The organism is Comamonas odontotermitis (assembly GCF_040396735.1).
Classification (GTDB): Bacteria; Pseudomonadota; Gammaproteobacteria; order Burkholderiales; family Burkholderiaceae_C; genus Comamonas; species Comamonas odontotermitis_C.
In genome coordinates this window covers 32,860-56,974 of the sequence record NZ_JBEBNZ010000020.1, presented here as the reverse complement: position 1 = coordinate 56,974, position 24,115 = coordinate 32,860, and the positions used below count along the sequence as shown (strand labels likewise).

Sequence of the window (24,115 nt, the reverse complement as noted above, 5' to 3'; positions counted from 1 at the left end):
CTACTTCGCCTCTGCCGAGGCAGGCTCGGCATCCATGGCGGCAGGGGCCTGCGTCAGTTCGGCTTCCGTTGCCTCGGTGGCTTCCGTGCTGCTTGGCACGGGAGCGATCTCCCAGATGGAGCGCACCGGCAGCGGCTCCACCGCGCGGCCTTCGCTGTCGGCCAACCCCACCAGCAAGGCACGGCCATCGGGCAGCACACGAAAATCGCCAAACTTGGCGGGTGCAAAATGCGCGCCCTGCCCTTCGGGGAAGAAGTAGGCATCCGTCACCAGCACCCAGCGGCCCTTGAGCTGCTTGAGCGGCAGAATCACCTCGCCTCGCCCAGGCTGCGCACTACGGTCTGCCAGAGAGAGCACCGTGGCAACGCCCTGTGCATCCACACTGGCACGCACCCGCTGCACGGGGGTCAGCACGTTTTCCAGGCCTTCGCTCACCTCTTGCGGCAGCGAAAAATTGAGTGCCATGTAATCACCCTGCATCAGCGAGCGCGGATCAACCGGCACAAGCGGCACCAGAATGCGCTGGCCGTGGGCGATCACCTGCTCCTTGCCACGCACGTCCCAGTTCACCAGGCCAAACACCAGCACCGCCCCCGCCAGCAGCCATGCCACCTGGCCCTTGGCGGATGGCCCGCCGCCCGCCGCGCCCTGGCTTGCAGGCACAGTGGCCGTTGCCCGGCGCAGTAGCCACAGGCCCAGCAGCAATGCGGCCCCCAGCACCGCCAACCCCAGGCCTTTGACGGCCAGGGGCCAGCCCAGGTAGTAGTAAAACTGGCCCAGCAGAAACAGCGCAATGGCCGCGCACAGCACGGCAATGCGCCAGCGCGCACCCAGCAGCGCGCCGGCGGCCACCAACGCCACAGCGGCCAGGCTGGTGCTGAACCAGGCAGCCGCAGCCAGCAGCGCTCCCGCCAGGTACAACAGGGCCTGCAACCGGCCGCCAGAAGCGTCCGCACCCTCTGCACGGTCCCGGGCTTGCGCCACGCCGCGCGACTTCCAGGTTTGCACCAGCAGCACCGTGGCCAGCAAGGTCACCGCTGCGGCAATGCCCCGGCTCAATATCCATGCGCTTGTGACCACATCACCCCAACCCGGAGCATTTGCATCTGAGACACCCGCCCAACTGGTCAGCCACCACCAGCGACCAAAACCCCACAGAGCAGAGCCCAGCACGCCCACCACGGCAGCATCGGCAAACGCCGCCCAGCGCGGATGCGACCACCACTGATGCGGCCGTGCCAGCCGCGCGGGCTCGGAACGCAGCCACCACCACCACAGGGCTGCCAGTAGCAGACTGCCCAGTTGGAGACTCCACAGCACCGGCACAAAGCTCTCCAAGATGCTGAGAAATGCATATGCAGCCGCCGCCCAGCACACGCCCATGATCGACTGGATCCAGCGCGCCTGCGCCAGCCAGGCCCCACCGATGGCCCAGCCAGCCGCAAGGGCGCACAGAAAAAGCGCTCCGGGGCGCGAATCGAACAGCGAATCGCCCAGGTTGAAAACCAGCAGCCCACCCCCCAGTGCCCACAGGACCAGAGCCACGCAATTGACAAAGGCCTGCGTGTAGCCGCGCAGCAACCAGCCGCCAATGGCCAGCGCCAGCGTGCCTGTCACCAGGCCGCCAGGGCCCACCAGAAAGCGCTCGTCCAATGCCAGTGCAAAAAAGACACCCAGAGGCAGCAGACAGGCCAGCGCCCCCAGCATGGCCAGGCCGATCAGCAGCGGCGCGGGCTCATGGGTATCGTCAGCAGGTGCATCGGTGTGCACCAGACCCTGCTGGCGGGCCGCCGCCCACCATGCGGATGAAGATCGCAAACCGGCCATCACACCACCTCCCGTTCTGCCGCAGGCAAAGCGCGCATGCGCTGCTGCACTGCAATGAGGCCGCGCACCGAGCCACCCAGACAGGCCAAGGCGATCAGGCCAAACACCACCAATGCGTCCAGATCGCTGCCGTCTGCCAGCCAGCGCGCCACCAGCGCCAGCACCAGCACATTGGCGGCAAGCGCCGCCAGACTGGCCGCCACAAAGTCCTGAAACCGCCCATAGAGCGACACCAGCAAGGTGGCCGCCACCAGCACGGCCGGCAGCACCCAGCCCAGCGCGGTGTGCTTGCCACCAAAATCGAATACCTGAACTATCCCAATGCCCACCCAGGCTGCCAGCGCCAGGCCCAGTGCCATGCGGTGCGACCACCAGGCTACGCCCCCCTGCACCCGCAGCCACGGAATCAGCGACACCACCGCAGGTACCAGCGCCAGGCCCAGCCACAGGGCCATGCGCAGCAGCAGTTGCGGCAGGTACCCACTATCCAGGAAAAACACATTCCAGATGTCCACCCGACCCGACCAGGTGACGATGCCGGTGGCCAGCACCAGCACCCAAACCGTCCAGAGCACATCGCTGCGCGCAAGACCCACCCAGATCAGCGACAGCGCCGCCCACACGGCAAACAACTGCCAGGCGTCTGCGCCGGTCTGGTAGGTCTGGCCCACGTAGGCCAGCAACCCGCCCAGCGCCAATGTGGCGCACAAAAGCGCGGGCACCCTGGCGCGCGTCCAGACGCAGGCTGCCAGCACCGACAGCGCCAGCGCCCCTTCGATCAGGCCCAGCTTGAACAAGCGCGACTGCCCCTGCCAGTTGGCAGCCACCCAGAAGATCAGCCCGCTGGCCAGCAACAGCGCAGCCACCAGCATCAAGCCCCAGCGCACACGCCGTGCCAGGGCCTGCGGCGCACCGGGCGATACCGCCAATGCATACAGCCGGGCGGCCCTGCCGTCGCCGGGCGCGGCCTGCGCGGCTGCTTGGTAGAGGCTTGAATCCATCACTACTCCTCGTTTGGGGATGCATCGAACATGCCGCAGCACTGTAGCCAATGCCACCCATCGCCCACGCATGGCGCAGGCAAGTATCGATTGCCGATACCGGCAGGCGACGCAGGTGCTGCCTGCACTGGCAAGAATATCAGCGGCTTTGCGCGGCGGACGAAGCGGCTGCCGGTTGCGCCACAAAGCCCATGCGGGTGAGGCCAGCGGATTGTGCGGCGTCCATCAATTCCACCGCTCGCGCATAAGGCAGGCTCTGGTCAATGGACAGTTGCACCTCGGTTTGCGGGTTGCGTTCGGCCTGCTGCTTGAGCAGCGCCTTGAGTGCGGCCAGATCCGTCGCCTTGCCATCGGCAAACAATTCGCCTTTCGCGTTCATCTGCACGGCGATGGCAGCGGGAGGGTTGTCGGCGGTCGCGCTGGCAGCCTTGGGCAGATCCAGCCGGATGGACGCGGCCAGCAGGGGTGCCGCCATGATGAAGATCACCAGCAGCACCAGCATCACATCGACCAGCGGCGTCACATTGATGGCGCTGATGGGCGGGTGACTCGCGGGTTTGCTGAAGCGTCCGAATGCCATGGCCGTGCTCCCGCCGCGTCAGCGGCTACCCACGTTTGCTATGTAATCCATAGCTGTTTGCGGCGTAGGGATGGTTGCCACCGCCGCATTGGGCTGCACCACCTGCTGCAAGGCCCAGGTTTGCATGTCGAGAGCGAATCCTTCGAGCTGCTCTTCCACCTGCGCCACCTTGCGGCCCAGCAGGTTGTAGGCCAGCACGGCAGGCAATGCCACGGCAAGGCCTGCTGCGGTCATCACCAGGGCCTCGCCCACCGGACCGGCCAGTTGCTCCAGGCTCACATGATCGGCCCCGGCCAATGCCGCCAGCGCGTGGTGAATGCCCCAGACCGTGCCCAGCAAGCCGACAAAGGGCGCCGTGGCGCCAATGGTGGCCAGCACTGTCTGCCCCCATTGCAGGCGGTGGCTGGCCGATTGCAGCACCTCGCGCAGCAGGCGCGTGGTCTGCACCTGCGCGCCACTGGCCACCGCCAGGCTGTGCTGCGCAGCGGGAATGCCGCCCACAATGTTTTCAATGGCATCCACCGCAGGCGTGATGAGCGCTGCGCGGTCAAAACCCGGCAACTGGGTGCGCGCCTGCTCCCAGCTGCTGGCCTGCCAGAAAGCGCTGGTGGCGCGCGCGGTATCTCGCTGGGCGCGCGACAGCCACCAGGCCTTGTAGAGAATGAGCACCCAGCTGATGACCGACATGATGAGCAGCACCACGGCCGTGCCCCGGGCCACGCCGTCCGCTTGCAAAAGCCATTGCCATGTCGTCATGTGCCGCTCCCCGCAGGCTTATGGGTTCAGGCCCAGCACGTCGTACATGCTGTGCAGGCCGCGCTTGTGCTGTGCCAGATAGCGTGCCGCACGCAGGCTGCCCTTGGCGTAGCCGGCACGGCTGCTGGATTTGTGGGCGATCTCGATGCGCTCGCCATCGCCGGCAAACAGCACGGTATGGTCGCCCACGATATCGCCGCCGCGCACGGTGGCAAAACCGATGCTGCCATCCACGCGCGCGCCGGTATCGCCATAGCGCTCGTACACCGCGCGGTCGGCGAGCTTGGTGCCCTGGGCATCGGCAATCACCTCGCCCATCTTCAGCGCCGTACCGGAAGGCGCATCCACCTTGTGCTTATGGTGTGCTTCGATGATTTCGATGTCATAGCCGCCGTCCTGCAGCGCCTTGGCTGCCATCTCGAGCAGCTTGAAGGTGACATTGACGCCCACGCTCATGTTCGGGGAGAAGACGACGGCCGTCTTTTCGGCCGCCTGGGCAATCTGCGCCTTCTGCGCGTCATTGAAGCCCGTGGTGCCAATGACCACGCCCACGCCTTTTTCGGCCGCTACGGCCAGATGGGCCAGCGTGCCCTCGGGGCGGGTGAAATCGATCAGCACATCGGCATGGGCGAGCGCCTGGCCCACATCAGCGGTGACGACAACCCCCGTGGATTTGCCCAGAAAAGCACCGGCATCGGCGCCCAGGCTGGGGTTGCCCGCAGCATCCAGCGCGCCGGTCAAACGCAGGTCGGTGCTGGAAAGCACAGCTTCGATCAACATGTGGCCCATGCGGCCGCTGGCGCCAGCAATGGCAACGCGGATGACAGATGGTGCGGAGGTAGCGGTGGCAGTCATGAAACGGTTCCTGTGGCGCGGGCGGCCTGCCCGCTCCATTGCCTGATTATCATTAATTTTGGCCACCAGCGCCCGCCCAGCAAGCACCAGCAGCTATCAAAACAGGTGCATCAACGCGGTGCGGATTCCAGCGGGGGGTAGCTGTCGGGAGCCGCAGCGTTGCTGGTGTTGGAGGCGGGTGCCGGTTCCGCATCGGCGGGCTTGGCCTCGTCCTTCTGGTACTTGGCCAGCTCTTCTGGCGTTGCCTCCAGGCGCGGCACCTTGGGGTTCTTGATCGAGGTGGTGACCGATGCGACAAACTCCTGCTCGCTCGGCATCTCATCGCCTTCGTAACGCTCCAGGCCCGTGTCATCAAAGAAGACGGTAAAGCGCCTCTCCTGCTCCGGCACACCCTTGCGCTTGATGGTGAAGACGTAATCCCAGCGGTTGGAGTGGAACACGCTGGTCAGGAGCGGCGTGCCCAGCAGGTCTCGGACCTGCTGGCGGCTCATGCCCTTTTGCAGGGCGTCCACCTGCTCCTTGGTGATCACATTGCCTTGCACCACCTCCACCTTGTAGGGCGTGATGGAGTCGGCAAACTTGCGGCTGGCCTCATTGAATGAGCCGCAGGCAGCAACACTGGCGCCCAAGGCGAGCAGCGCCGCCATGCGGACGCCGGAACGAACAAATTCAGGCATGGTTATAGACATAGCGATATGATCGGCCATTGTAGCGGCTGGTCTCCGGGCCTTCTCCAGAAGCCCGCATCCTGCGCGGGCAAACTTGAAAGACCTTGTTATGAAGAACATCGACGAACTCAAAAGCACCGGCCTCAAGGCAACCCTGCCACGCCTCAAGATCCTGGACATCTTCCAAAACGGCTCCCAGCGGCATATGACGGCAGAAGACGTGTTTCGCGTGCTGCTGGAAGAGCGCTCCGACATCGGCCTGGCCACCGTGTACCGCGTGCTCACCCAGTTTGAGCAGGCTGGTATCTTGATCCGCAGCAATTTTGAAAGCGGCAAGGCCGTCTACGAGTTGAACGAAGGCCAGCACCACGACCATTTCGTCTGCACCAGCTGCGGCAAGGTCGAGGAGTTCTACGACGCCGAGATCGAAAAGCGCCAGCAGTCCATTGCCAAGAGCAAGGGCTGGGTGGTGCATGACCATTCGATGGCCCTCTACGGCCAGTGTGCAGATTGCGCCACCAAGGCCAAATAAGCAGACTCTTTTTTCATCTTTTAAAAATTCGAGGCGAAGCGCCCAAAACGCTTCGCTTTTTTACGTTTTGCATACATAGCTTTACAGCAGCGCGACGGCAGCAAGGCACCATGTCATATCTGCAGCAAGAGCCCTTTGCCATGCGTGCCTACCGAATGCTATCCCTCAGCGCTGCCGCCCTGGCTGGCGCCCTCTGGCTTACCGCCTGCGCCTCACACGAGCCACCAGGCGTGGTCAGCAGCCAGACCGCGGTGCCCGACGCGCCGCTGAGCGCCGCCCAGCGCCTGCAGTGGCTCGACCGCGTGACCTGGGGCGCCAGTGACAGTGCAGATCAGCGCTTGCAGCGCCTGGGGCTGCGCCGTTGGCTCGACGAGCAACTCCATCCTCAGCAACCAGCCTTGCCCCCCGATGCGCAGCAACGCATTGCAGAGATGGAAATCAGCCAGCGCAGCATGGCCGACATCCAGCGCGATGTGGCCTCGCAACGCCTCGCCGTACGCAACGCTACTGACGAAGGCGAAAGCACGCGCATGCGCCAGGAAGTCCAGCGCCACCTGAACCAGCTTGCGGCCCAGGCCCAGCAGCGCCAGGTGCTGCGCGCCCTGTACTCGCCAGCCCAATTGCAGGAGCAGATGACCTGGTTCTGGATGAACCACTTCAACGTCAGCACCCGCAAGGGCGAAACCCGGCTGTGGATTGGCGACTACGAGGAACAAGCCATTCGCCCGCATGCGCTGGGGAACTTCCGCACCTTGCTGGAAGCCAGCATGCGCCACCCCGCCATGCTGCTGTACCTGGACAATGCCAGCAACGCCAAAGACCATATCAACGAAAACTACGCCCGCGAGCTGCTGGAGCTGCACACCATGGGCGTGGGCAGCGGCTACACGCAGGCCGATGTGCAGGCCATGGCCCACGTGCTGACGGGCGTGGGTTTCAGCACCCGCGACGCTGATGCGCCGCCGCCCCGGATGGCCCCCGCGCTGCAGGCCGATTACCGCCGCCAGGGATTTTTCGAGTTCAACCCCAACCGGCACGACTATGCGCCGCAGGTCTTTCTGGGGCAACCGCTGCGCGCCAAAGGCCTGGCAGCGGTCGATGAGGCGCTGGACCGCATCGTTGCATCGCCTGCCACGGCCCAGTTCATCGCCCGCAAGCTGGCGGTGTTCTTCATCGGCGACAACCCGCCTCCCGCTCTGGTGCAACGCACCGCAGCCGCCTTCACCGGCAGCCACGGCGATATCGCCGCGACCCTGCGCAGCCTGCTGACGGCGCCACAGGCTCAGGCACAGCAAGGCCAGCGCTTCAAGGACCCGATGCACTATGTACTGGGCGCCGTGCGCCTGGGGTACGACGAGCGCGTGGCCAGCGACGTGCGCCCGGTGATCGGCTGGATCAACCGCCTGGGCCAGCCCATCTACGGCCACGAAACGCCGGACGGTTACCCCATGTCGCAGTCGGACTGGGCCAGCTCCGGCCAGATGGCCGCGCGCTTTGATGTGGCCCGGCAGATTGCAACACGCAGTGCAGTCCTGTTCCGCACCGACCCCAAGGCGCCGCTTGAGCAGCCGCCCTACCCCGACCTGGCGCAACGGGCCACGGCCCAGGCCCGCTTGGCCCACTGGAGCGCTGCAACCCGTGCCGCGCTCGCGCAGGCGCGCAATGTGCCCGATTGGAACACCTACTTTCTCTCCGCCCCCGAGATGATGGTTCGCTGACGAGGTTCGCCATGCAAAGACGCCACTTTCTCTCCGCCGCAGCCAGCCTGCCGCTCGCATTCAGCCTGGCGCGCGCGCGCGCCGCAGCACCGCATAGCGATACGCCGCGCCTTCTGCTCGTATTCTTGCGCGGCGCCTACGACAGCAGCAACCTGCTGGTGCCCACGCACAGCGATTTCTACTACGCCGCGCGCCCCACGATTGCCATCGCGCGCCCGGGGGAAGCCAATGGCGCATTGCCGCTGGATACCCGCTGGGGCTTGCACCCGGCAATGGAGGGCAGCATCCTGCCGCTCTTTCAGGGCAGGCAGGCCTGCTTTGTACCGTTTGCAGGCACCGACGACCTCTCGCGCAGCCATTTCGAAACCCAGGATTCCATCGAGCTGGGCCAGCCGCTGGACGCCCACCAGAGCTTTCGCACCGGCTTCATGAACCGCCTGGCCCAGTTGCTGCAAGGGCGCAGCGGCATGGCGCCCATGGCATTCACCGCGCAACTGCCGCTGTGCATGCGCGGGCCAGCACGCATCGCCAATACAGCCCTGGCAGATGTCGGCAAAGGCGGTGTCGATGCCAACCGCAGCCGCGCCATTGCCGCCATGTATGCCGGCACCCCGCTGGCGCCCGCCGTAAACGAAGGCTTTGCCGTGCGCGATGCCGTGTTACGCGGCATGCAGGAAGAAATGGACAAGGCCGGGCGCGATGCCATCAGCGCCAAGGGTTTCAGCCTTGTGGCGCAGCGCATGGCCACATTGATGCGCGACCAGTTCGACCTGGGTTTCGTCGACGTGGGCGGCTGGGACACGCATGTGAACCAGGGCGGCGCCAGCGGCAACCTGGCCAACCGGCTGGACGACCTGGGCCGCGGCCTGGCCGCTTTCGCGCAGGAGATGGGACCCGAACCCTGGCGCCACACCGTGGTGGCGGTGATCAGCGAGTTTGGCCGCACCTTCCGCGAAAACGGCAACAAGGGCACCGACCATGGCCACGGCACCGCGTACTGGCTGCTGGGCGGCAGTCTCTCCGCGCAGGCAGGAGGCCGTGTGGTGGGCGAGCAGATGGAGGTGAGCGAAGCGAATCTGTTCCAGAACCGCGACTACCCCGTGCTCAACGAGTACCGCAGCGTGCTGGGTGGCCTGTTTGCACGCATGTACGGCCTGACGCCCGCGCAGGTGCAGCAGGTATTTCCGCAGGCAGCGGTCAAGGATTTGCGGCTGGTGTAGCGGGTGTAGCGCGGGCCTGGCCGCGAAAGGCCTACAGTTCGCGCCCGCTGGCCATCGCCTTGCGGTGCCGGTCCACAAACTCCTGGTAGGTGTCGATCCCGCGCAATTGCAAGATGGTGTTGCGCACAGCCGCTTCCACCAGTACGGCAATATTGCGGCCGGCCACCACCTGGATCACCACCTTCATCACCGGAATGCCCAGCACATCCTGCGTCAGCGGCGCCGAGGGCAGGCGCTCGTAGTCACGCTCCATGGTCTCCTTGCGCACCAGATGCACAATGAGCTTGAGCCGCATCTTGCGGCGCACGGCGGTCTCGCCAAAGATGGCGCGGATATCCAGAAGGCCGATGCCCCGCACTTCCAGCAGGTTCTGCAACAAGTCCGGGCACTTGCCCTCGATCGTGGTCTGGTTGATGCGGTACAGATCCACCGCATCGTCGGCCACCAGTCCATTGCCGCGCGTGATCAGCTCCAGCCCCAACTCGCTCTTGCCCAGGCCCGATTCGCCCGTGATCAGCACGCCCATGCCCAGAATGTCCATGAACACGCCATGCATGGTGGCGCGGTCGGCAAAATGCTTGGACAGGTAGGCGCGCAGCACATCGATCACAAACGCTGCCGACTCCCTGGTTGCAAACATCGGGATGTGCGCGCGCTCGCACATGGACAACAGCTCATCGGGCGCGCCCTGCCCGTCGGCCAGCACCAGCACTGGTGGCTCCAGCGTGACGATGCGCGCAATGCGGCGGCGGCAGTCTTCGGTGGTGGAGTTGGTGAGATAGGCGATTTCGCGCTCACCCAGCACCTGGGCGCGGTACGGATGGATGTAGTTCAGGTAGCCGACCAGATCGGCGCTGGAACGCGCGCTGCGCACGGCCACTTCGTCAAAGCGCCGCTCGGACGCGCCAAGGCCCGCCAGCCACTCCCACCGGAGCGAGGAACGGAATTCCTCAAACAACACATCTGCGCTGACGACATTGGGTTTCACCGTACTGCCCTTTCAAAACCTGTATGCAAGGTGGCGGGCACGCCGCTCGCGCACCTTGCAGACTTGAAAGCGTAGCAGGAAAAGCCGCAACAGCAACACAAAGCGCACCCGCAGGTGCGCTTTGGTACGGGAGCTGAAAGACAGGTGGCGCGAAAAGCCGCCGCCTGGAGGCGAGCTTACGCGTGCGCCGTGGTCGACGAATGGGCCGATGACTGCCAGGAGTCGATCAGCTGGTGCAACTGTTCTGCGTTGGTGGTGGATTTCATCTGCTCGCGCAGGCCGGCGTTGGAGAGCAGTTCGGCAATTTCGCCCAATATCTCGAGGTGCTGCTGGGTGGCCGCCTCGGGTACCAGCAGAAAAATCAGCAGATGGACGGGTTGCTCGTCAGGAGCATCGAAACCAATGGGACGCTCCAGTTGGAAAACGGCGGCCATCGGCGATTTGAGCCCCTTGATACGGCCATGCGGAATGGCCACACCATGGCCCAGGCCGGTGGAGCCCAGGCGTTCACGTGCAAACAGACTGTCGGTGACCAAGGCACGCGAGAGTCCATGCAGGCTTTCAAACAGCAGACCGGCTTCTTCGAACGCGCGTTTTTTACTGGTGACATCCACGCTCACTAGCACTTGAGCTGGGGGCAAGATAGAGGCAAGACAGTTCATAGTGAAGTGCGGCAATAAGGCAGGCAACCAGGAGCGTGATCAAACAAACGCAGCAACACCTTGATGCAGGTGTTGCTGCACGTATTATCGGTCAGTACTCAGACAGATTCCTTTTTTCCTCGGCAAAAGCCGAGGGTTTACGCCATTGCTTGCCGCAAAGCATCGCTGTAGTGAGATTGAACACGTTGCTTGTGGCGACCGACCATGCGATCGAGCCGATCCACCAAAGCATCTACCGCAGCATACAAATCATGGTGGGAGCACTGTACACACAGCTCATCGCCCTTCACCCGCAGATTGCACACTACACGCTGCCGTTTCTCCTTTTCCTTCTGCTTTTCCACCGAAAGTAAAACTTTGGCATCCACCACCTGGTCAAAGTGCCGCGTGATGCGGGTCAACTTTGCGGTTACATATTCGCGCAACGCCGGGGACACCTCCAAATGGTGCCCGCTGATCGTCAGGTTCATGAATAAGTCTCCTTCTGCAAATCGAGAAAAGTGCCTCAGGTTGCTTGCAACCCAAGCCACCCAAAGGGGGAAACACATGCATGCGTAGAAACCATGATGCGCCCTGACCTACAAAATTGCAAGCCTATGACAACCCATCGAAGTAGGATTCTTTCTGTTCGCTGACAACGATTTCGGCTCGTTTTGTTACAAATAAGACAGTCCCGCTCCCAAATTTGCAGCCCCAACCCCCTATGTGCTGGCGCGCTGCGGACAGTTGCAGGTTTAGCGCCACCCGTGCTGCAGCGTGCAAGCGCACGTAGGCACCTACGTGTTTTACCATCTGGTAAACCAATACTGCACCGGGAAAGAAGACATACAGTGCCCACGTCAAGGCACGCAAGACATGGCGACTACAATTCCAGGCTTGCCCTCCGCAGCGAGCCTGCGCGCCTGCCATGCGCGCGGCGGGTGCCCGTCCATTGTTTTGCATCACCATGACCCAGTCCGTACCTTCTGCACTGCATACCTCCAAGCTCCACTCCTTGCCTCTGCTGGCCCGCGGCAAGGTGCGCGACAACTACGCTGTCGGCAGCGATCGCATCCTGATGGTCGCGTCGGACCGCCTCTCCGCATTTGATGTGATCATGGGCGAGCCGATCCCCGGCAAGGGCGCACTGCTGACGCAAATGGCGCTGTACTGGTTCGACAAGTTGGGCGACATCTGCCCCAACCATCTGACAGGTGATGCACCGGAATCCGTGGTGCAGCCTGACGAGGTGCCCCAGGTTGCCCAGCGCTCCATGCTGGTCAAGCGCCTCAAGCCCGTGCCCATCGAGGCCGTGGTGCGCGGCTATCTCGCCGGCAGCGGCTGGAAGGAATACCAGGAATCGCAAGCGGTGTGCGGCGTCCAGCTGCCCGCAGGCCTGGTCAACTCCGCCAAGTTGCCCGAACCCATCTACACCCCCGCAGCCAAGGCCGAAGCAGGTGAGCACGACGAAAACATCACCTTTGAACGCACCGTGGAAATCGTGGGCCCCGAGCTGGCAGCCCAGATCCGCGACCTGAGCATTGCCATCTACAAAAAGGCAGCCGCCATTGCCCTGGAAAAGGGCATGATCATTGCAGACACCAAGTTCGAATTCGGCCTGGACGAAAACGGCAAGCTGGTGCTGATGGACGAAGTGTTGACGCCCGACAGCTCGCGCTACTGGCCCGTGGAAGGTTATGCCGATGCATTGGCCCATGGCACCAACCCCCCCAGCTATGACAAGCAGTTTGTGCGCGACTGGCTGGAACAGGCCAAGGTGAACGGCAAGCCCTGGGACAAGACCGCACCCGCTCCCCGCCTGCCCCAGGATGTGATCGACAAGACGGCGGCCAAATACCGTGAAGCGCTGGACCGCCTGACCGCCTGATCACACTTGGCGCACGGCATCGTGCGCCTTCAGAATGCGACAGATGCACAGCAAAGCATTGCGTCGCACCGTGGCTGGTTGCCTTTTCACCAATGGCATGAAAGGCATGCTGGCTGGGCTCTACGCCACCTTCTTCATGTGCATGCACAGGTATTCCCAGCAATCCTGCACAATCGGGCGGCGCGCGCCGGGCAGGCATTTGCGTGTCACCAGGCTCACATACCGGGTCAATGCAGGCGACTGCGCCTTGACCGCCACAAGCCCCCTGGCCTGATAGCAGGCCTCATAGAGGCTGGACACCAGGCCCACGTACATGCCGGTTTCCACCATGGCATACAGGGACTCGATATGCGAGACCGATTTGACCAGGGCCATGTCGGTATCGCTCTGCTCCATCGAACGCATGATCGCCTGCTGATGGTGGCCGTGTGACAGCATCACCAAGGGGTGGTTGCGCAACTCGATCCATTGCAGGGACTGCTTTTTGGCCAACACATGGTGCGGCGCCACAATGGCCACGACCTGCTCCTGCGCAATCAGTTGCGTATCCAGCGTCTCGGAAGCCGTGAAGCCCAGCCCCAGGCCAATATCGACCTCTCCACTTTCAACGGCAGCGGCCAGTAGATGGTCTCCCATATCGGTCCACTGGAGCATGGTCATCGGGCGGGCTCTTTGCCACTGAATGATCGAAGCCGCCGCCAGCTGAGCGGCAGCAGGCACATACGCGATACGCAACATGTCCTCGCCTCGCTGCAGCATCTGCTCAATGCCCTGAACTCCCAGGAGGTAGTTGCTCAGCATCCACTCCATCTGCGGGCGAATCGCCTTGCCGGAAGGCGTCAGTTGCACCGAGCGCGTGCCCCGGTCAAACAGCCTGGTGCCGACAAGGGATTCCAGCTCCTGAATGGCGGAAGTCAGCGCCGGTTGGCTCAGCGACAGCACGGAAGCGGCGTTTCTGAAACTGAGGTGATGCGCCACCTCCTTGAAGTACGCCAACTGCCGTGGCGTTGGCCCATACTGGCGGCTGCGCCTTGCGCCTTTATCGTCAGTCATAGCGGTGCACCATCCAGGAAAAGAGATTGCCGGCCACCGGCTGGAGGCCATCGCGCGGGTTGGACTGCACAGGCACATTGACCGGCTGGCACCCCAGGGTTGCGTGCACCCGGTAGCGCCCCGCACCCGCTCCGGCAGCAAGGCCGCCGCGTGTTCGCCAGGGCATGTCGCGCAAGCACGGCATCTGCCCGGAAAAGATTCCAACACCTGTTCGCTGATTAATTGCCTGCATTTACCCTCCAATTAATCAAATCAAATAATTAACCATGGCTATCCACCAATAGATAGTCATTGAAAATTATTGCAAATAATGATTGAAGCTGGCAAGCGCTGCGCCTCCCGTTAAAAATAAATCACGCTAAAAAAACAACACCAAAACAAATCGATTCATTGAAGAAATTTCATCAAAATCTCTTTCAATACAACATATTATGAATTTCAAAAATAAAATCTGTCGATTAATAAAATAAAGCAAATTCTAAAAATTATCAGCAAGTCAGCAATCAATACACGTAAACATAATTGATAAACCCGAAAGCCAGAAGCATTGCCACAATACTTTGGTAGCTATTTTCTACCAAGGTTTTTATGTTGATTGAAAACTTATTGACTCAAAGGCGGGCATGGATCGCCCTGGCCTTCCTGGGGCTTGGTGCGGGCCCGGCATCCGCCCAGCAGGCACTGTTGACGTCGGTCAGCGCACAATCCAACATCTTTTATGCAGGCACGTCGGGGCTGGTGCCGCCCACCGTTGTCTGCACAGTGGACCCCGCCACCCAACTGGGCGACGGCGCCTTGCCGCCCTCTCTGACGCTGCCAGTTGGTATGCGATCCGTGCAGTTCCGGGCCCGCAATACCTCTGACATCCGCTATGGCCCCTTTGACCCGGGCCCGTCGTCAACCCCCGATGGAGCCATCGATACGGTGACTGGCGCGACGATTGCCAGCAATCCTTCTGGCACGATGCCCGGTATGGCACTTGCAGGTCGCTATGGCCTCCTAGGCATGGTTTTCTTGAACAATGACACCGTGGTGCCCAACCCTTCCAGCCCGGCGGCAAGCACAACCAATACCTACACCGTGGCGCAGATGAATGCGCCTGTGGTGTCACCCGCCCTGGCCACTCCATTCTTTCTCGGTGACGGCTCGGTGGTGGACTGGCCCACCATGAGCAGCTATGGCAGCGGGTCGGCCACCCCATACACGGGAGCAACTGCCCCGAACGGTACCCAACAACGGCAAACCATCACCCTGCCCACAGGCGCCACACGCATGTTTTTTGGACAGGCTGACTCCATGGCGCTTTTTGGCAAAACTGGAAACCAGTGCTACATGGATAACGCAGGCGCCATTCTCACCACGCTGGTGATGGCCATCAGCGACGACAGCGGCGCCGTGCAGGCGGGCGAGGGAGGCGTCGCCGTTGCCAATGTACGCACCAACGATTACCTGGAAGGCGTCCCGCCCACTGCGCCGCTCACCACCATCGCCCCTGCAGGCACCTGGACAGCCGGCATCACGCTGGACGCCGCTTCGGGCGCGGTGAACGTGGCACCCACCGTCGCCGCCGGGGTGTACCAGAACTGGTACGAACTGTGCGACACCAGCACCAGCCCGGCCAGTTGCCAGCAGGCACTGGTGACCGTCACCGTCAACGAGGCCCGGATGCTGACCATCACTGCCGTACCCGATACGGGCAGCATCCCCTCCGCCACAGGCGGCACGCCAGTGTCCAATGTACGCAGCAATGACCTCGTCGGCACGGCTGCAGCCAGTGCCGCCAACTCTACCCTTGCCGTGCAGGGCGTATGGCCTCCGGGCATTACATTGAACACCACCACGGGCGCTATCACGGTGGCTGGCGGCACGCCTGCAGACACCTATGTGCTCGCCTACCAGCTGTGTGACAGCGCCAACGCCGGCAACTGCACCACCACCACAGCCGTTGTCAACGTCACCGCTGCCAGTGCCACCCCCATCGCCGCCACGGCAGACACCGCCAGCATCACCCAAGGCGCCACCGGACAGGTGATTGCCACGGTACGCAGCAACGATACGATGGGCGGCAACGCAGCCACCGGTGCCACCACCACGCTCGCCCTGCTGGACACGATGCCAGCTGGCATTGCGTTTGACACGGCTACCGGAGAAGTCAGCATCAGCAGCGCCACGCTGGCTGCTGGCACCTACAGCTTCACCTACACCCTGTGCCAGACCGCAGCCAGCCCCGCCAATTGCAGCAGCGCTGTCGTCTCCATCACGGTGAAGGCCCCCATTTCTGCACCTACGGCACCTACTCCACCCACCGCCTCCAGGGCAGCACCAGTTCCCATGCTGTCCCATGGGGTGACTGCACTGTTGATGGCCTTGGTAGTGCTGGTGGCAGTGCGCCTGCCTGGCAAGCGCGCCAAGGGTTGATGCTGTCAGCAAACGGACCAGAACAGGGTGGCCGGTGCCCGCTATTGGCCGGTGAGACGGCGCGAAGGGGGGAGGCCGAAAACCCCGGTAGCGGGCCTGGGTGTTTCATCGGTCATGAGGTGCCCCCTACCAAATAGCTGTTAGCGAACGCAACCGCCGCCAGAGCCAACTGCCGCAGATGCTTCCAAAAACCGGAAACAGCCCATCAAGAACAGTGCTGGATGGATTGTTTCCGGACGACTCCAGCCATTCCATCCCCACGCCTTGACCCAAAGCAAAGTACGCCCCCTCTCCCTGCCTTACTATCCACCTGCCTCTGGGAGCGGAGGCACCATGGCACACGGACCCATTGAGGTATTGTGCTTAGCCCGCAAATGCGGGCTTTTTTTTGCCAATACAACCGTTCATCGGTTTTTCGCCTAAGCCTGTCCCGGCAAGCACTTGATTTCGGTCATTGCGTGATTTGATGTAGTCAGCCTTGTCCATATACCCATCAACATCGCATGATCATCGCTGGCTCACCTCGTCCAACGCCACTGCCGGAGAAACTCTCCAGCCGTACGCGTAATACGCTGGCTCGCAGTGGCATCACCACAGTGGAAGAAGTGATGGACGCCTACCCTATCCGCCTTCTAAAACTTCCAGGATTCGGAATGATTGCGCTGCGAGACATTGAAGCGGCACTCTTCCCATGGCAACAGTACACGCCAGCACGCAAGAAGCCGGGCAGGAAACCAAGGCCACCAACCGGGCTTGCATCGCACGAGTTGTACTTTGATGCACGCTCCGGCGCAGAGCTGCGACCTGCAGGACATCAGTGCCAACTCACCTCGGGATAGTCCGTTGATAGAGGCACCATCTCACGCCCCTGCTCTTCATGTCCTCCCGTCCGATACTGGGTAGCTTTCCCGCAGGAAGGCAACATGGACGCGCAATAGGTTTCAAATCGTGTGCAGTCGCGTTGCTAGACCGCTTTGCAAAGGCCCGCCAGTACTGGCGGGCCTTTTACTGTTGGGCATTCGGGTGGCTCAGAGCAGACACATTGGTTACTTAAAGACTTCACCCTATACTGACCAAAAATCAGGAGACACAGTGAAAAGCTCAAGTCGCTTTCGTACCCTACGCTCAGCCATCGCCGCCTCGGCAGTAGCGCTTTCATGCACTCTGAGTTGGGCGGCACGTGACTTCACACCGCAAGCGGGTACCTGGGTCATCTCCGAAGAGTTGGACGGCAAGCCCGGTCGCGGCCTCGCCATTGACGTGCAAGGCAATACCTTCTTCATGCAAGTGTTTGGCTACGAGAAGAATGGCGATGCGACGTTCTACACCGCAACGGGTCAGATGAAGGGCAACACTGTCACGGCGCCGTTGATGCAGTACCAAGGCGGGCGCAGCTTTGGTGGCGACGCGCGGGATGCTGTGGAACTGGGATCGCCGGGCAACGTGACGGTGAGTTTTGCCAACGGGCTGCAGGGCACGGTGCAGTTTCCGGGAGAGGGGCCGGTAGCAATAGAGCGATTCATTGCAATGAGCGAGCAGTTCGTGGTTGGTCAGTTATCCCCGCGAAAGGTAGGGCGTCAGCTGAAAGTGGTTGGCTTGGACGAGGCCGGGCAACCGGCAATCGCCTGGGATGCCGTGTTAGTCCGTGAGAATTTGGGTCTGTTCCAGATAACCGGAAAATCCAGTAGCCGGCGATTGGAATGCTCGGAACTCCCCCAACTGGAGGCCTACATCTGCCAAGGGCAAGAGCCCGAGGACGGAAGCGCCTGGGTTGCTTCGGCACAACTGCGTGTTGTAGGCATTGATATACAAGGCCAGATCGAGATGCGTGAGGGTGAAACCAGCCGCCGCTATGCGTTGATAGGCATGGGAATCTCCGCCGGGGGAGCTGGCATACCGGAATGCCTTCAATACCAGCAGATCTATGTGCAAACCGGGCCACGATACTGCGGCGGCCCTCCGGTTATTACGCCGTCCAACGGCACCTGGATCATCACAGATGAGCTGTCGGGTAAACCAGGGCGCGGTATAGCCGTGGATGTGCAGAACGGCCTGGCAATTGCCCAGGTCTTTAATTACCTGGCTGATGGTCGCTCTAGCTTCCACATGGGTAGTAACGACTATGCAGGCATTACCACTACGATGGCGCTTACTCGGTATGCGGATGGCCGCTATTTTGGTGGGCCACAGCGCTCGGCTCGAGCGGTAGAGCCAGTGGGTGAAATGCAATTGCAGTTTGCCGAACTCAATCAGCAGCGCCTGGATGCAAACCGCGTGGCTGGCACAGTGCAGTTCCCTGGGGAGCTGCCCCAACGCATGCAGCGTCTAGCGCTGGAGCCCGATTCCAGCAGCCACCAAGGCTTGCTAGGACAATGGATGCTGATTTTTCTAGGCCCGGATCGCACCAAACCATCATGGCAGGAAACCCGCTTCATTACGCTAAGCCGCGATCTTGGGGATGCGGCGGCCAGTGAAGACGGCTCTGTGCAATGCAAGCGCCAATCTCAGGAAGGACTCTGGCTTCAGGGAGTAGTCTGTGAATGGTGGCGGAACGACCGCTCCGAGTTGTGGAAGAGCAGCTTTATGCAGCAAACCAATAACCGTAGCGCAAGCGCCATGCAGATCCGCGATCGCCATGGCAATCTACTGGGCTTGGGCGACATCCCCCTTGATTGAGACTTAAGACAGCTCTTGGCCGGTCTACCGTTATCGCTGAGCGACCCATTGCAGTTGTCTAGGCATCAACGGCGGATGCCTCCTGTGCACTGAGTCGTGACTGTGGCTGCTAAAAGAACTACGTACATCCTGCATACGATGGCATGCGCATCTTCACTTAAAGGCGTCTGGCGCTCTTGCGGCTGGTTACAATAAAAATTGTACGTAAAAGGTGGCGCTTCTTTACTCCACCGCTGTCTAATACGGCCAATTGAGCGACGCACCTCACTAGCATTTTTAATACGCGTTTGCCGAGACGGTTTGATTTATTTTCGAAAATTGTGGCCCGTGTGCGGATTACCAAGGGAAATTAGATGAGTGTTCAAGACCTTCAGGCTGAGCTGGAAAAAGCAAAACGACAAGTCGTTACCGATGGGTATGAGATGTCGCTGGGCGAAATCGCAAGCCTCTACAAAAGTGATGAGTTGATCATTGCGCCCGCTTATCAACGCCTAATTCGTTGGGAAGAATCACAGAAGACCCGCTTTGTCGAGTCGATTTTGCTTGGGCTTCCAGTCCCTCCAGTATTTGTTTTTCAGCGTGAAGACGGTGTCTGGGAACTGATCGATGGCCTACAGCGTATCTCAACTGCTCTGCATCTGATGGGGGTGTTAAAGGTTAATGGAGACCTTGTGGAGCCGTTGGTGCTATCGGGGACTAATTTTCTGCCTTCGCTAGAGGGGATGAAATGGTCTAGCAGCCAAGCTGGCGACATGAATGTATTCAACACCCCGCTGCAGCTCGAGATCAAGAGGGCCAGAATTCGGGTGGAAATTTTGCGCAAAGAAAGCGATCAAGATGCCAAGTACGAGCTGTTCCAGCGCCTCAATACTGGAGGATCGAAGCTCAGTGACCAAGAAGTACGCAACAGCGTGTTGGTGATGCTCAATGAGAATTTTTTCAAATGGATCCGCGATCTTTCAGTCAAGCCGGAATTCAAAGACACCATCCAACTCACATCCACACAAGAGGAATTGGCCCAAGACAATGAAATGGTGTTGCGTTTTGTGGCCTACCGACGCGCTCCTTACACCAAGGGGCTAGATGTGAATGAATACTTGGACCTCGCCGCACGTAAATTGAGCGCACTGACCGTCGAAGATCTTGCCGATGAGGCAGAAATCTTTAACTGGACTTTCGAGCTTTTGTGGAAGACGTTTGAAGGCGAGGCGTTCAAGCGTTGGGATGGCACTCGACACAGCGGCAGATCAATGCTTGCTGCCTTTGATGTGATTGGTTATGGCGTGGCTGAAAACCGACAGGCCATAATGGACATGCCAAATGATGTCCACCGACAGAAATGGCTTATAGACAAAGTTCATGCATTGTGGAAAAACCAAACCTATTCGAACTACTCTGGTCAGGGTGTACGAGGCACAACGCGTATGGCTAATCTACTGCCCTTTGCCGTAGAGTATTTCAAACCATGAAGATCAGGTCAATTGAGGATCTGACGAACTACCTAGACGATGATTTAGCGTGGCGGCGCAAAGAAATTATTGAACTGCGCGCAATGGCAAAATCAGCAAAGGCAAAGAAGGCAGATGTTCATGTTCGTGCAGGTGTCGCAATGTTGTACGCGCATTGGGAAGGCTTTATAAAGAATGCTTCCAATGCTTACGTCGTCTTTGTGTCCACACGGGGAATGAGGACGCGCGATTTGCAGGATTCATTTATTGCGCTCAGCATCAAAACCAAGCTCACTCTGATGGGTGAAAGTGGAAAGTCTTCGGTAGCAGTCCCCGTAATTTCGCATTTGATGTCGTTACTTGACAAACCAGCTTTGCTTCCGGTCGCAGGTATTCACGCAGAGGGGAACCTGAAGTCGGAGGTGTTTGTCAATATTGCGGGCTGGATTGGTATTGATGTGGCACAATACTCTTCTCGCTTCAATCTAATTGATGAAACCCTGCTGGCATCCAGAAACAAGATCGCGCATGGGGAATATCTCAGTATCTCACCGGCGCGTTTTGATACTCTTGCCGAGGAGATATTGGAGCTAATGGTGTGGTTTAAAGCTGATCTGGAAAATGCCGCGGCGCTCAAGTCCTTCCAGCGCCTGGACAGCTCAGTGCCTGTCTAAGATTTTCAGCCTTAAGCCGTCATCTACAGGTATATCTGTTGAGGCTGATTATGGCCGATCTCGGTCATCAAATGAGAGTGCGTCGTCGCATATGGGCGACTAAATTACACAGGTAAACTAGCCTACTGCTGAAACGAGCCTTTTGGATGTACCATCTTTTTAAGGTTCTTCAGTAGCCGTGGAGCTCGCTCGGTCCAAGCAATTTCGGCTCCATCATCTAGCTCCTTATAGATCAGCAGAACGTCTGTGACTCCTACCAATTCCCACTGAACAGGAACTCCCGCCGAGCCTCCTTTGTATGGCTTAGTCGCCTTATGGGCCATTCTCACTCCCTTTTCGTACGCTTCATCCATGGTTGTCGCACGAACAAGGATACTGTTCTCCCAGGATAGGAAGCGAGCGTTGTCGTTGTTCTTATCCTTATCGTCGAGTTTAACAAAACGGGGGAGATAGGAGACTAAATACCAGCCCACCGGAGAAACGTTTTTATCGTATGTCATGTGTGGATGAATGTTTGGTAGTCCGCAATATATAGCATCATGCCTGCCTAGTGACCGGCTGCTTCTAGCCGAATGCCGTCATCCTACCTTCGAGTTGACCAAGCCCTATAGCGGTCATCCCTGCAGCTACACGGGCTGGCGACAAGCTAACAGTCGCCTCGGCACCCCCTCAGGCCTGTTCCAAAGCGTCTCCGAGTTCAAACTCCAGTGAAAAAAATTCAAATCTCACTGACAACCAACAACCAACAGCAGGCCTGCCATATACACGATGGCAGGCATTTTTTTGTCCCCGCATTTTCCCTTGGTCCAGAAAAATTAGAACGAGTGTGCTTTTTTTGCCGAAACTAGGCAGTTCTCCCGTCGACAGTGCTGGACGCACTTCGTATGCTGTGATCCATTACCACCGCTTTTCGATCCCGTTCAAGCAGCAGACTAGGAGACAAGACATGACTCGTCAGGCAAAAAAATGGATGTTGGTGGCCGCCACGGCCGTGCTCGCCAGCAGCGCATACGCGCAAAAGGCAGGCGATTGGGTGATTGGCGGCGGTGCGCTGCTCTATGCCCCGCAGGACAGCACCACACCGCTGCGCTTTGTCAGCCCGGTGGAGCGGGAACTGCCGGGATCGGGGGCGAGTGTGAAAAACGCCACCACGCTGGGCCTGAATGTGCACTACTTTCTGACCGACAACTGGGCTGTCGAAGGTGTGCTGGGCGTTCCGCCCAAGATCAAGCTCGATGGCGCAGGCACACTGGCGCCACTGGGTGAGCTTGGCAGCGCCAAGTTGTATGCCCCATCGGTGCTGGGCAAGTATTTCTTCGGCAATGCGGACGACAAGTTCCGCGTATCTGTGGGTGCCGGTGTCACCTACTCCGCTTTCCGCAGCATTCGCCTGAGCCAGGGCCTGCAAAATACGCTGGGCGGCGCACTCAAGCTGCCACCGGGCGCATCGTCCACCTCCGCCAGCATCGACAGCAAGTGGGCCCCCGTTTTCAACGTGGGTGCCAACTACGCCATCGACAAGAACTGGGGCGTGACCTTCTCGGTGTCCTACATCCCGATGAAGACCAACGCCACGCTGACCACGCAGGCGGGCGGCAAGACGGTGGCGGTGTCCAAGACACGTGTGACGCTGGATCCGATCGTTCCCTTCCTGTATGTGACCTACAAGTTCTGACGCTCCGCTCAAGCGCCCTTGCGTTTTGCGATGGCTCCAAGCCATCCTTGTGCGCCCCGCTGCAAAGCCGGGCGCTTTTTTCATGGCCCGCCATCGTGTGCCCCGGACCAGCAAGCCTATCTTCATGTCGGCATGATGACTTTGTACCCGCACCGGCTGGGCAGTTTCCTCAATGGGCAGCCAGGCAGCCCTCGTTCACAATGGCTCGGCCCTTGTTCTTTTTTTCACCTGAGGAGTCTTACCCATGGCAGCGAAGAAAATCCTGATGATCTGCGGCGACTACTGCGAAGACTATGAAACCATGGTGCCCTTCCAGACGCTGCTGGCGGTGGGCCATAGCGTGCATGCCGTCTGCCCCGACAAGAAGGCCGGCGACCAGATCAAGACCGCCATTCACGACTTTGAAGGCGCGCAGACCTACAGCGAAAAGCCAGGCCACAATTTCACCCTGAACGCAACGTTTGCCGACATCCAGGCCGAAAGCTATGACGCCCTGGTCATTCCCGGCGGGCGCGGACCCGAGTACCTGCGCAACAACGCTGGCGTTCTGGCTGCGGTGCGCCATTTCTTCGATGCCAATAAGCCAGTGGCGGCCGTGTGCCATGGCGCGCAGTTGCTGGCCGGTGCAGGGGTCTTGAAAGGGCGCACCTGCTCGGCCTACCCCGCCTGCAAGGCAGAGGTGGAACTGGCTGGCGGCACCTACGCCGACATTGCCGTGGACCAGGCCCATACCGAAGGCAATTTGGTGAGCGCGCCGGCCTGGCCCGCCCACCCGCAGTGGCTCGCACAGTTTCTGGCGTTGCTGGGCACGCGCATCCAACCCTGAGAGCGCTTTTTTGATGAAACAGACTGCCGGTGCACGCTGCCAAAGCACCAGCAGCTTCTGAATCAATAGCAAATGCGGAGCCACCGCCTTCGCTGTTGAACCGGTGCACCAAGGGCCTGTTACCATCGCAGCCCTGCCCAAGAACTTGCTGCCGCGCCATGACTGCTGACACCTACTCCACCGAACTTGCCGCCGGCAACCAACTCGTCGCTCAAGCGCAGCAAATGGCCACCACGAATTTCGCCGCCGCTCGCGCGCTGTGGCAGCAGGCGGGTCAGGCCTTCTACCGCGCGCACCAGGCCGACCGCGGCCAGCCCGAGGCCGCATTCCGCCTGGCCCAGGCCTGGATGGCCGAAGCCCATGCACTGCAAAAGGAAGGCTCGCCCAACGCCCAGGTGATGTGGCAAAACGCTGCAGCCCAGTGCGAGCTGGCTTTCGATCAAGAGCCCACCAATGCCCGTGTCGCCATGGCAGCAGCCAGTTGCCACCACTTCGCAGGAGACGATGAATCTGCCGATGCGTGGATGCAGATTGGCAAGCACCTGGCCGAACCGGGCCCTGCGCAAAGCTGACCCGAGCACCGAGCAGGTATGCAACCTGCGAAGAAAAAAGGAGTGCGTCACCGCACTCCTTTCTTCGTTAAACCATGAAGTCCGCTGAATGCGGAGTTG

The 24,115-nt window shown here is 60.5% G+C and carries 24 protein-coding genes; 12 read left to right on the top strand and 12 right to left on the bottom strand.

Annotated elements, in window-relative coordinates:
* From ACH2DG_RS16140 to ACH2DG_RS16115, 6 genes are all read right to left on the bottom strand, one after another.
* Complete coding sequence (locus ACH2DG_RS16140; protein ID WP_395027404.1) at positions 1–1,827, bottom strand: GDYXXLXY domain-containing protein; 1,827 nt, start codon at positions 1,825–1,827, stop codon at positions 1–3.
* The gene (locus ACH2DG_RS16135) at positions 1,827–2,828 is read right to left on the bottom strand and encodes a DUF2157 domain-containing protein (RefSeq protein ID WP_395027402.1); all 1,002 of its coding nucleotides are present in this window, start codon (positions 2,826–2,828) and stop codon (positions 1,827–1,829) included. Before ACH2DG_RS16135 ends, ACH2DG_RS16140 begins: the two co-directional genes overlap by 1 nt.
* A 139-nt stretch (positions 2,829–2,967) precedes the next feature.
* Positions 2,968–3,408, bottom strand: coding sequence for an ExbD/TolR family protein (locus tag ACH2DG_RS16130; protein ID WP_395027401.1), 441 nt, complete (start codon positions 3,406–3,408; stop codon positions 2,968–2,970).
* Between the two features lie 18 nt (positions 3,409–3,426).
* Positions 3,427–4,164 (bottom strand): MotA/TolQ/ExbB proton channel family protein, encoded by a 738-nt coding sequence (locus ACH2DG_RS16125; RefSeq protein WP_395027399.1) that lies wholly within the window; start codon positions 4,162–4,164, stop codon positions 3,427–3,429.
* 18 nt (positions 4,165–4,182) lie between these two features.
* Positions 4,183–5,019: a 4-hydroxy-tetrahydrodipicolinate reductase gene (gene dapB, locus ACH2DG_RS16120; RefSeq protein WP_395027397.1), complete on the bottom strand. Its 837-nt coding sequence runs from the start codon at positions 5,017–5,019 to the stop codon at positions 4,183–4,185.
* A gap of 110 nt (positions 5,020–5,129) precedes the next feature.
* A complete protein-coding gene (locus tag ACH2DG_RS16115; protein ID WP_395027396.1) occupies positions 5,130–5,696 on the bottom strand; it encodes an outer membrane protein assembly factor BamE in 567 nt (188 codons plus the stop codon).
* Between the two features lie 100 nt (positions 5,697–5,796).
* Between ACH2DG_RS16115 and fur the strand changes: the two genes are divergently transcribed.
* The 3 genes from fur to ACH2DG_RS16100 all read left to right on the top strand — a co-directional run bounded on the left by fur (position 5,797) and on the right by ACH2DG_RS16100 (position 9,157).
* Positions 5,797–6,219: a ferric iron uptake transcriptional regulator gene (gene fur, locus ACH2DG_RS16110; RefSeq protein WP_184711297.1), complete on the top strand. Its 423-nt coding sequence runs from the start codon at positions 5,797–5,799 to the stop codon at positions 6,217–6,219.
* 140 nt (positions 6,220–6,359) lie between these two features.
* Positions 6,360–7,937, top strand: coding sequence for a DUF1800 domain-containing protein (locus ACH2DG_RS16105; protein ID WP_395027394.1), 1,578 nt, complete (start codon positions 6,360–6,362; stop codon positions 7,935–7,937).
* Positions 7,938–7,948: 11 nt separating this feature from the next.
* Complete coding sequence (locus ACH2DG_RS16100) at positions 7,949–9,157, top strand: DUF1501 domain-containing protein (protein ID WP_395027392.1); 1,209 nt, start codon at positions 7,949–7,951, stop codon at positions 9,155–9,157.
* Between the two features lie 31 nt (positions 9,158–9,188).
* Here ACH2DG_RS16100 and hprK read toward each other — a convergent pair whose 3' ends face one another.
* From hprK to hpf, 3 genes are all read right to left on the bottom strand, one after another.
* Positions 9,189–10,145 carry an HPr(Ser) kinase/phosphatase gene (gene hprK, locus ACH2DG_RS16095; RefSeq protein ID WP_224151173.1) on the bottom strand — a complete coding sequence of 319 codons (957 nt, stop codon included), beginning with the start codon at positions 10,143–10,145 and terminating at the stop codon, positions 9,189–9,191.
* Positions 10,146–10,321: 176 nt separating this feature from the next.
* Positions 10,322–10,807: a PTS sugar transporter subunit IIA gene (locus ACH2DG_RS16090; RefSeq protein ID WP_395027390.1), complete on the bottom strand. Its 486-nt coding sequence runs from the start codon at positions 10,805–10,807 to the stop codon at positions 10,322–10,324.
* A gap of 137 nt (positions 10,808–10,944) precedes the next feature.
* Positions 10,945–11,277, bottom strand: a complete 333-nt coding sequence (hpf, locus tag ACH2DG_RS16085) for a ribosome hibernation-promoting factor, HPF/YfiA family (protein WP_224151171.1) — start codon at positions 11,275–11,277, stop codon at positions 10,945–10,947.
* A gap of 476 nt (positions 11,278–11,753) precedes the next feature.
* Here hpf and ACH2DG_RS16080 point away from each other — a divergent pair, with 476 nt between their 5' ends.
* Positions 11,754–12,674, top strand: coding sequence for a phosphoribosylaminoimidazolesuccinocarboxamide synthase (locus ACH2DG_RS16080; RefSeq protein ID WP_395027388.1), 921 nt, complete (start codon positions 11,754–11,756; stop codon positions 12,672–12,674).
* 120 nt (positions 12,675–12,794) lie between these two features.
* Here ACH2DG_RS16080 and ACH2DG_RS16075 read toward each other — a convergent pair whose 3' ends face one another.
* Positions 12,795–13,727 carry a LysR family transcriptional regulator gene (locus ACH2DG_RS16075; protein WP_395027387.1) on the bottom strand — a complete coding sequence of 311 codons (933 nt, stop codon included), beginning with the start codon at positions 13,725–13,727 and terminating at the stop codon, positions 12,795–12,797.
* On the bottom strand, positions 13,720–13,893 hold the full coding sequence (locus ACH2DG_RS16070; RefSeq protein ID WP_395027386.1) for a hypothetical protein: 174 nt from the start codon (positions 13,891–13,893) through the stop codon (positions 13,720–13,722). Before ACH2DG_RS16070 ends, ACH2DG_RS16075 begins: the two co-directional genes overlap by 8 nt.
* A 422-nt stretch (positions 13,894–14,315) precedes the next feature.
* On the opposite strand from ACH2DG_RS16070, the gene ACH2DG_RS16065 reads away from it, so the two are divergent.
* The 5 genes from ACH2DG_RS16065 (at position 14,316) to ACH2DG_RS16045 (ending at position 20,943) form a co-directional block, all read left to right on the top strand.
* Positions 14,316–16,145 (top strand): hypothetical protein, encoded by a 1,830-nt coding sequence (locus ACH2DG_RS16065; RefSeq protein WP_395027384.1) that lies wholly within the window; start codon positions 14,316–14,318, stop codon positions 16,143–16,145.
* Between the two features lie 503 nt (positions 16,146–16,648).
* Complete coding sequence (locus ACH2DG_RS16060; protein WP_395027382.1) at positions 16,649–16,984, top strand: DNA-directed RNA polymerase subunit alpha C-terminal domain-containing protein; 336 nt, start codon at positions 16,649–16,651, stop codon at positions 16,982–16,984.
* 253 nt (positions 16,985–17,237) lie between these two features.
* Positions 17,238–18,821: a hypothetical protein gene (locus ACH2DG_RS16055; protein ID WP_395027381.1), complete on the top strand. Its 1,584-nt coding sequence runs from the start codon at positions 17,238–17,240 to the stop codon at positions 18,819–18,821.
* 353 nt (positions 18,822–19,174) lie between these two features.
* Positions 19,175–20,290 carry a DUF262 domain-containing protein gene (locus tag ACH2DG_RS16050; RefSeq protein ID WP_395027380.1) on the top strand — a complete coding sequence of 372 codons (1,116 nt, stop codon included), beginning with the start codon at positions 19,175–19,177 and terminating at the stop codon, positions 20,288–20,290.
* Positions 20,287–20,943, top strand: coding sequence for an MAE_28990/MAE_18760 family HEPN-like nuclease (locus tag ACH2DG_RS16045; protein ID WP_395027378.1), 657 nt, complete (start codon positions 20,287–20,289; stop codon positions 20,941–20,943). Before ACH2DG_RS16050 ends, ACH2DG_RS16045 begins: the two co-directional genes overlap by 4 nt.
* Positions 20,944–21,065: 122 nt before the next feature.
* Here ACH2DG_RS16045 and ACH2DG_RS16040 read toward each other — a convergent pair whose 3' ends face one another.
* Positions 21,066–21,443 (bottom strand): DUF4288 domain-containing protein, encoded by a 378-nt coding sequence (locus ACH2DG_RS16040; RefSeq protein ID WP_395027376.1) that lies wholly within the window; start codon positions 21,441–21,443, stop codon positions 21,066–21,068.
* 446 nt (positions 21,444–21,889) lie between these two features.
* Here ACH2DG_RS16040 and ACH2DG_RS16035 point away from each other — a divergent pair, with 446 nt between their 5' ends.
* From ACH2DG_RS16035 to ACH2DG_RS16025, 3 genes are all read left to right on the top strand, one after another.
* Complete coding sequence (locus ACH2DG_RS16035; protein WP_395027374.1) at positions 21,890–22,618, top strand: OmpW family protein; 729 nt, start codon at positions 21,890–21,892, stop codon at positions 22,616–22,618.
* Between the two features lie 244 nt (positions 22,619–22,862).
* Positions 22,863–23,444 carry a DJ-1/PfpI family protein gene (locus ACH2DG_RS16030; protein WP_395027372.1) on the top strand — a complete coding sequence of 194 codons (582 nt, stop codon included), beginning with the start codon at positions 22,863–22,865 and terminating at the stop codon, positions 23,442–23,444.
* Positions 23,445–23,602: 158 nt separating this feature from the next.
* Positions 23,603–24,016 carry a hypothetical protein gene (locus tag ACH2DG_RS16025; RefSeq protein WP_395027371.1) on the top strand — a complete coding sequence of 138 codons (414 nt, stop codon included), beginning with the start codon at positions 23,603–23,605 and terminating at the stop codon, positions 24,014–24,016.
* Positions 24,017–24,115: the final 99 nt, after the last annotated feature.

What these genes read in the sequence shown, in the direction of transcription:
- ACH2DG_RS16140 (WP_395027404.1), bottom strand. Translation starts at nt 1,827, where the DNA reads ATGGCCGGTTTGCGATCTTCATCCGCATGGTGGGCGGCGGCCCGCCAG.
- ACH2DG_RS16135 (WP_395027402.1), bottom strand. Translation starts at nt 2,828, where the DNA reads ATGGATTCAAGCCTCTACCAAGCAGCCGCGCAGGCCGCGCCCGGCGAC.
- ACH2DG_RS16130 (WP_395027401.1), bottom strand. Translation starts at nt 3,408, where the DNA reads ATGGCATTCGGACGCTTCAGCAAACCCGCGAGTCACCCGCCCATCAGC.
- ACH2DG_RS16125 (WP_395027399.1), bottom strand. Translation starts at nt 4,164, where the DNA reads ATGACGACATGGCAATGGCTTTTGCAAGCGGACGGCGTGGCCCGGGGC.
- dapB (WP_395027397.1), bottom strand. Translation starts at nt 5,019, where the DNA reads ATGACTGCCACCGCTACCTCCGCACCATCTGTCATCCGCGTTGCCATT.
- ACH2DG_RS16115 (WP_395027396.1), bottom strand. Translation starts at nt 5,696, where the DNA reads ATGCCTGAATTTGTTCGTTCCGGCGTCCGCATGGCGGCGCTGCTCGCC.
- fur (WP_184711297.1), top strand. Translation starts at nt 5,797, where the DNA reads ATGAAGAACATCGACGAACTCAAAAGCACCGGCCTCAAGGCAACCCTG.
- ACH2DG_RS16105 (WP_395027394.1), top strand. Translation starts at nt 6,360, where the DNA reads ATGCGTGCCTACCGAATGCTATCCCTCAGCGCTGCCGCCCTGGCTGGC.
- ACH2DG_RS16100 (WP_395027392.1), top strand. Translation starts at nt 7,949, where the DNA reads ATGCAAAGACGCCACTTTCTCTCCGCCGCAGCCAGCCTGCCGCTCGCA.
- ACH2DG_RS16090 (WP_395027390.1), bottom strand. Translation starts at nt 10,807, where the DNA reads ATGAACTGTCTTGCCTCTATCTTGCCCCCAGCTCAAGTGCTAGTGAGC.
- hpf (WP_224151171.1), bottom strand. Translation starts at nt 11,277, where the DNA reads ATGAACCTGACGATCAGCGGGCACCATTTGGAGGTGTCCCCGGCGTTG.
- ACH2DG_RS16080 (WP_395027388.1), top strand. Translation starts at nt 11,754, where the DNA reads ATGACCCAGTCCGTACCTTCTGCACTGCATACCTCCAAGCTCCACTCC.
- ACH2DG_RS16075 (WP_395027387.1), bottom strand. Translation starts at nt 13,727, where the DNA reads ATGACTGACGATAAAGGCGCAAGGCGCAGCCGCCAGTATGGGCCAACG.
- ACH2DG_RS16070 (WP_395027386.1), bottom strand. Translation starts at nt 13,893, where the DNA reads ATGCCCTGGCGAACACGCGGCGGCCTTGCTGCCGGAGCGGGTGCGGGG.
- ACH2DG_RS16065 (WP_395027384.1), top strand. Translation starts at nt 14,316, where the DNA reads ATGTTGATTGAAAACTTATTGACTCAAAGGCGGGCATGGATCGCCCTG.
- ACH2DG_RS16060 (WP_395027382.1), top strand. Translation starts at nt 16,649, where the DNA reads ATGATCATCGCTGGCTCACCTCGTCCAACGCCACTGCCGGAGAAACTC.
- ACH2DG_RS16050 (WP_395027380.1), top strand. Translation starts at nt 19,175, where the DNA reads ATGAGTGTTCAAGACCTTCAGGCTGAGCTGGAAAAAGCAAAACGACAA.
- ACH2DG_RS16045 (WP_395027378.1), top strand. Translation starts at nt 20,287, where the DNA reads ATGAAGATCAGGTCAATTGAGGATCTGACGAACTACCTAGACGATGAT.
- ACH2DG_RS16040 (WP_395027376.1), bottom strand. Translation starts at nt 21,443, where the DNA reads ATGACATACGATAAAAACGTTTCTCCGGTGGGCTGGTATTTAGTCTCC.
- ACH2DG_RS16035 (WP_395027374.1), top strand. Translation starts at nt 21,890, where the DNA reads ATGACTCGTCAGGCAAAAAAATGGATGTTGGTGGCCGCCACGGCCGTG.
- ACH2DG_RS16030 (WP_395027372.1), top strand. Translation starts at nt 22,863, where the DNA reads ATGGCAGCGAAGAAAATCCTGATGATCTGCGGCGACTACTGCGAAGAC.
- ACH2DG_RS16025 (WP_395027371.1), top strand. Translation starts at nt 23,603, where the DNA reads ATGACTGCTGACACCTACTCCACCGAACTTGCCGCCGGCAACCAACTC.